The sequence below is a fragment of the Dolichospermum sp. LEGE 00246 genome (genome assembly GCF_015207865.1).
Lineage (GTDB): Bacteria > Cyanobacteriota > Cyanobacteriia > Cyanobacteriales > Nostocaceae > Dolichospermum > Dolichospermum heterosporum.
In genome coordinates this window covers 1-4,146 of sequence record NZ_JADEWA010000476.1, presented here as the reverse complement: position 1 = coordinate 4,146, position 4,146 = coordinate 1, and the positions used below count along the sequence as shown (strand labels likewise).

Here is a 4,146-nt window from a genome sequence, read left to right as displayed (position 1 = left end):
ACCCCTCTCCAAACCTCTCCCCGAAGCGGGGAGAGGCTTTGAAAACCCCCTTCCCTCGTAGGGAAGGGGGCAGGGGGGTTAGGTTTTTGGAGATTATCGGTTTCATCTAATACTTTTAAAACATCCTCTAATATGCTTTTGATGATTTGTTGATATTTTAATTTGGTATCCATTGTACTATCTCCTCCTATCCCTCTTTTGGGTTTAGGTTTGAGGAAGTGATGGGGTATTGTTTGTAAGGAGCATTTCTTGAAATTCAGCTTTGCGCGACCAGTATGCTACATTAGACACTTGTTCTAGAAGAGTAATATTTTCAAGTTTCCAAATGTCTATGGTATCGTCAAATAATGAAATAAATTTGTACTTTCTTTCTTGAAGGTAGCTAAGGTCTGACCAAACAGTAAAAACATTATCAGCCCTACTATTACCTGCTGTCACACTTGCTGTACTTAGTACATCAATTAATGATGTGTGTTGGCGATATTCGGTGCAAAAATCTACTTTTCGGGAACGCCCAGAACGTCCTGCAAATTTCTTATTTTGTTCAAAAGGTATTTGTTTCTCTGTTAAAAATTCTGCGACTTCTTCTATAATTGACTCAAAACCTCTAGTTCTAAATGTAAACCAAATATCAGAAACTCTAAATGCTGCTTGCGATAAAGTTGTGACAGCAGAAGCTAAGTTTTCATTTTCTTGTATTCTAATTATTAACATTCCTTTATATCTTTCAACACCATGAGTTAATAGCGTATCTTGAATTAGCGTTTCTTGCTTTTCTGACCTTTTCTCAGATATAGTTTGCATCCGTAGCCAGCGTAAAGTTTCACCTAAATCTGTCAAGATATATTGTCTCTCTTTTTCCTTTAGATATATATCAATAACGTCACCATCAGGATAAAGTAATGGGGTACGTATACGGATATAGTCGTTGACCGTTGAACAGGTAAACAACTCTCCAATCGTTTTGGCAATTTCTTCACAAGGGCTTAACATTAGAGGAATAAATCTAACTGTAATGGCGGTGGATCTTGCATAATTCCATTATGCTTTATTTTCGACTCTAGACAAAACTGTTGCCATACTTTGACTGGATCGGTGACAGGAGCAGTTATATCTGGTGGAACATAAGCTTCTTTATCTCGATACGGCTCTCTCCAGCGATGCTTGTGTTTTTCTCCTACTAGGTTTCCATCAGGATTTTTATGATCTTGTCCTAAATCCAAAGCATATATTCTACCAGCAGCCCGATGGATGAGTGCGTAAGTTAGTTTTTCTGTTAGCGAGTTATAACTACCTTTAACAAAAATGGGATAACCAGGATTTGAGGTAAGTTCAACACGAAATTCTACAGCAGGAGAATGGTCTTCATCTTCAATCCATAAAATATCACCATCAATTTGTTTTGTTGTATAATTTATAAATTCCTCAAATTCTGCCTGAGTTAACATCAATAGCTAAAAAACACAACATAAATTATTGTGTCATATAAAACACTAAAAAACCTAGTTAACGCCAAATGCGATCGCTATTTTGATTAAACTTAATGAAATTAGGTTAAAATCCGAATATTGGCAATTTTAGGTATAAAAACTAGATTATGGCAAATCCAGAGCATTTAGCACTACTGAAGCAAGCGGTAGGGGTTTGGAATAAGTGGAGATATGAAAATTTAGATATAAACCCTGACCTAAGTTGGGCTAATCTGATTTGGACTGACCTGAGTGGGGCTTACTTGCTTGGGGCTAAACTGTATCAGGCTAACCTGAGTGAGGCTAACCTGAGTGGGGCTGATCTGACTGGGGCTAACCTAAGTCGGGCTAATCTTAGTTGGGCTGATCTGTATCAGGCTGACCTGAGTTGGGCTGACCTGAGTTGGGCTAACCTAAGTTGGGCTAGTCTGTATGGTGCTAATTTAGCAATGTCCCAAATAATTGGTACAGATTTTCACAATGCAACTTTAACAGGTGCTTGTATCAAAGATTGGTATATTACCCATGAAACCGATTTAGATGGTGTAATTTGTGAATATGTTTATCTTGATGAGCAAAAGACAGAAAGACGACCTATAAACGGTAATTTTGCACCTGGAGAATTTACCAGTTTATATAAAAAGATTATAGAAAATACAGATTTAATTTTACGCAAAACTCCCGAAAATGATAATACTTTTAATAATCAAGGAGTTCAATTTTATTCAAATTCAATAATTCATACTTGGGAAAATCTACGTTTCCGATCAAAAACAGAAATCAAAATTGCTGAAGCATTAGACAGAACTGGAGTTTTATTTGTACCCAACTCCTTAGCACGACTCACGACACCCAAAGGTAGAGCAAATAAAGAAGCTGATTTTCTCATTTGTTATAACGGTAAATGGGGAGTTTTAGAAGTTGATGGACCCTTTCACACCGCAGAACGCAGAGTAGAAGAACAAGAAAGAGAACGCATTTTCAAGAAAAATGGTATCAAAGTTGTAGAAAGATTTGATTCTGAAAGATGTTATAACAATCCTGATGAAGTAGTCCAGGAATTTTTCAAAATGATAGAAATTGGATATTCTTAAAATAAAGCGTAAAGAAGATCCCCGACTTCTTTTTTAATCTTGTCAATAAAATGTAAATTGATCTAAGAAGTCGGGGATCTGGATCTTGTGGTAAAATTGAAATCGAATTCAAAACCACACACAAAACATGGCTACAAAAATCCCCGTTACCGTCATCACAGGCTTCTTAGGAAGCGGTAAAACCAGTAGGTTGGGTTGAACAAAGTGAAACCCAACAAAGCCTTGTAAATGTTGGGTTTCGTTCCTCAACCCAACCTACATAATTTGGTTTTTTTGAGCTTAACCGACAAGTATTGGGTTAAATAAAGAAACTTACGTTATGATCAAATAAATATCAACAATTATTCCTTAGACTTAAAAATCAATCTTTACAAGATATAATTACTAGTATTATCTCAGAAGTTGGAGAAGAAAGATATGAGGAATTAATCAATTTATTGAAAGTCTATGAATAATTATCTAATTTGCGTAGATGCCAGCTTTACTATTAACTTAATTAATAGTAAATCTATGGATTCACCATTTATCAACCTATGGGAAAATTGGCAACAAAATTCTGATACTATTATTGCTCCCACATTATTTTATTATGAAATCACTAATGCTTTACATCGCATGAATCAAGCAAATTTATTAACCATTGAGGAGACAAAAAAAGCTTTGCAAGATGCGTTAATTTGGGGATAGTTCTTTATGGAAGTTCTCAATTTCCCCAAGTTCACGAAATGGCACTAACTCTAGCAAAAACCCTCAAATTATCTGCTGCTTATGATTCTCATTACCTAGTACCGCAAGGCGGAAGTCAAAAGTCAAAAGTCAAAAGTCAAAATGAAGACAGTATAGGCTTTTGGAGGATTTAGAATGGTTGGTTTATTTACGCCGCAGTGTACTAGTGCAGGTTGGTGTAAATAACATGATCATTAAAATCTCTGAAAATTTGATTGATTACAAGGCTTGAAAATGGTTTATTCACTTACGCCGTGTACTAGTCTGTTTCAATGGACTTGAGCTATGAGACAGGGAATTCATTCCCTGGCGGTTGTGGAAGGCAACAGATAAGCCATTTTTAACTTAAGTTGACACCAATAAGCTTTTACTTTACCCCCACCTATAGAATCAAAGGACGAAGCCGTTTAGAGTATATATTACTTAAAGCCGATGATGAGATTTGAACTCACGACCTACTGATTACGAATCAGTTGCTCTACCCCTGAGCCACATCGGCGTACACAGTCACACATCATAACATAATTTATTGATGATAAAACCAAATTCTCCAAAAAATCTCAACCCGCAACAATATGAACGCCTCAAAGCCGAAGTAGCCGCACCCTATCGAGGGTTAAGGCAATTTATCTATATTGGTGTCGGTGCTTCTGGCTTTATTGGTGCATTCGTCTTCTTCTTTCAACTCCTAGCAGGACGCGATATTGAACAAGCAGCGCCTAATTTTGCAATCCAGCTAGGAGTAATTGGGTTAATGGTACTCCTCTGGAAATGGGAAAACAGAAAGAAGAAGTGAGAGGCAAAAGACAAAAGAAAGATAATAAATATTATTTCTCCCCTGCCCTCTACCCCGTCTC

General features: G+C 36.6%; 5 protein-coding genes, 1 tRNA gene and 1 pseudogene. 4 read left to right on the top strand and 3 right to left on the bottom strand.

Annotated elements, in window-relative coordinates; translation table 11 throughout:
• Positions 1 to 204: 204 nt before the first annotated feature.
• On the bottom strand, positions 205 to 993 hold the full coding sequence (locus IQ228_RS22470; protein ID WP_193964500.1) for a DUF1828 domain-containing protein: 789 nt from the start codon (positions 991 to 993) through the stop codon (positions 205 to 207).
• On the bottom strand, positions 993 to 1,448 hold the full coding sequence (locus IQ228_RS22465) for a hypothetical protein (protein ID WP_193964498.1): 456 nt from the start codon (positions 1,446 to 1,448) through the stop codon (positions 993 to 995). Before IQ228_RS22465 ends, IQ228_RS22470 begins: the two co-directional genes overlap by 1 nt.
• 149 nt (positions 1,449 to 1,597) lie before the next feature.
• On the opposite strand from IQ228_RS22465, the gene IQ228_RS26845 reads away from it, so the two are divergent.
• From IQ228_RS26845 to IQ228_RS22450, 3 genes and pseudogenes are all read left to right on the top strand, one after another.
• Positions 1,598 to 2,563 (top strand): pentapeptide repeat-containing protein, encoded by a 966-nt coding sequence (locus tag IQ228_RS26845; RefSeq protein WP_228044020.1) that lies wholly within the window; start codon positions 1,598 to 1,600, stop codon positions 2,561 to 2,563.
• Between the two features lie 127 nt (positions 2,564 to 2,690).
• Positions 2,691 to 2,750: pseudogene (locus tag IQ228_RS27495) on the top strand (GTP-binding protein); the annotation flags it as partial.
• Between the two features lie 260 nt (positions 2,751 to 3,010).
• Positions 3,011 to 3,250, top strand: a complete 240-nt coding sequence (locus IQ228_RS22450; protein WP_051424278.1) for a type II toxin-antitoxin system VapC family toxin — start codon at positions 3,011 to 3,013, stop codon at positions 3,248 to 3,250.
• Positions 3,251 to 3,716: 466 nt separating this feature from the next.
• Here IQ228_RS22450 and IQ228_RS22445 read toward each other — a convergent pair.
• A tRNA-Thr gene (locus IQ228_RS22445) sits at positions 3,717 to 3,788 on the bottom strand.
• Between the two features lie 33 nt (positions 3,789 to 3,821).
• Here IQ228_RS22445 and IQ228_RS22440 point away from each other — a divergent pair.
• The gene (locus IQ228_RS22440; RefSeq protein WP_193964496.1) at positions 3,822 to 4,085 is read left to right on the top strand and encodes a DUF3493 domain-containing protein; all 264 of its coding nucleotides are present in this window, start codon (positions 3,822 to 3,824) and stop codon (positions 4,083 to 4,085) included.
• The last annotated feature ends 61 nt before the right edge of the window (positions 4,086 to 4,146 follow it).

Excerpts from the sequence above, each read along its gene's own strand:
- IQ228_RS22465 (WP_193964498.1), bottom strand. The coding sequence starts at position 1,448 with ATGTTAACTCAGGCAGAATTTGAGGAATTTATAAATTATACAACAAAA.
- IQ228_RS22450 (WP_051424278.1), top strand. The coding sequence starts at position 3,011 with ATGAATAATTATCTAATTTGCGTAGATGCCAGCTTTACTATTAACTTA.
- IQ228_RS22440 (WP_193964496.1), top strand. The coding sequence starts at position 3,822 with ATGATAAAACCAAATTCTCCAAAAAATCTCAACCCGCAACAATATGAA.
- IQ228_RS22470 (WP_193964500.1), bottom strand. The coding sequence starts at position 993 with ATGTTAAGCCCTTGTGAAGAAATTGCCAAAACGATTGGAGAGTTGTTT.
- IQ228_RS26845 (WP_228044020.1), top strand. The coding sequence starts at position 1,598 with ATGGCAAATCCAGAGCATTTAGCACTACTGAAGCAAGCGGTAGGGGTT.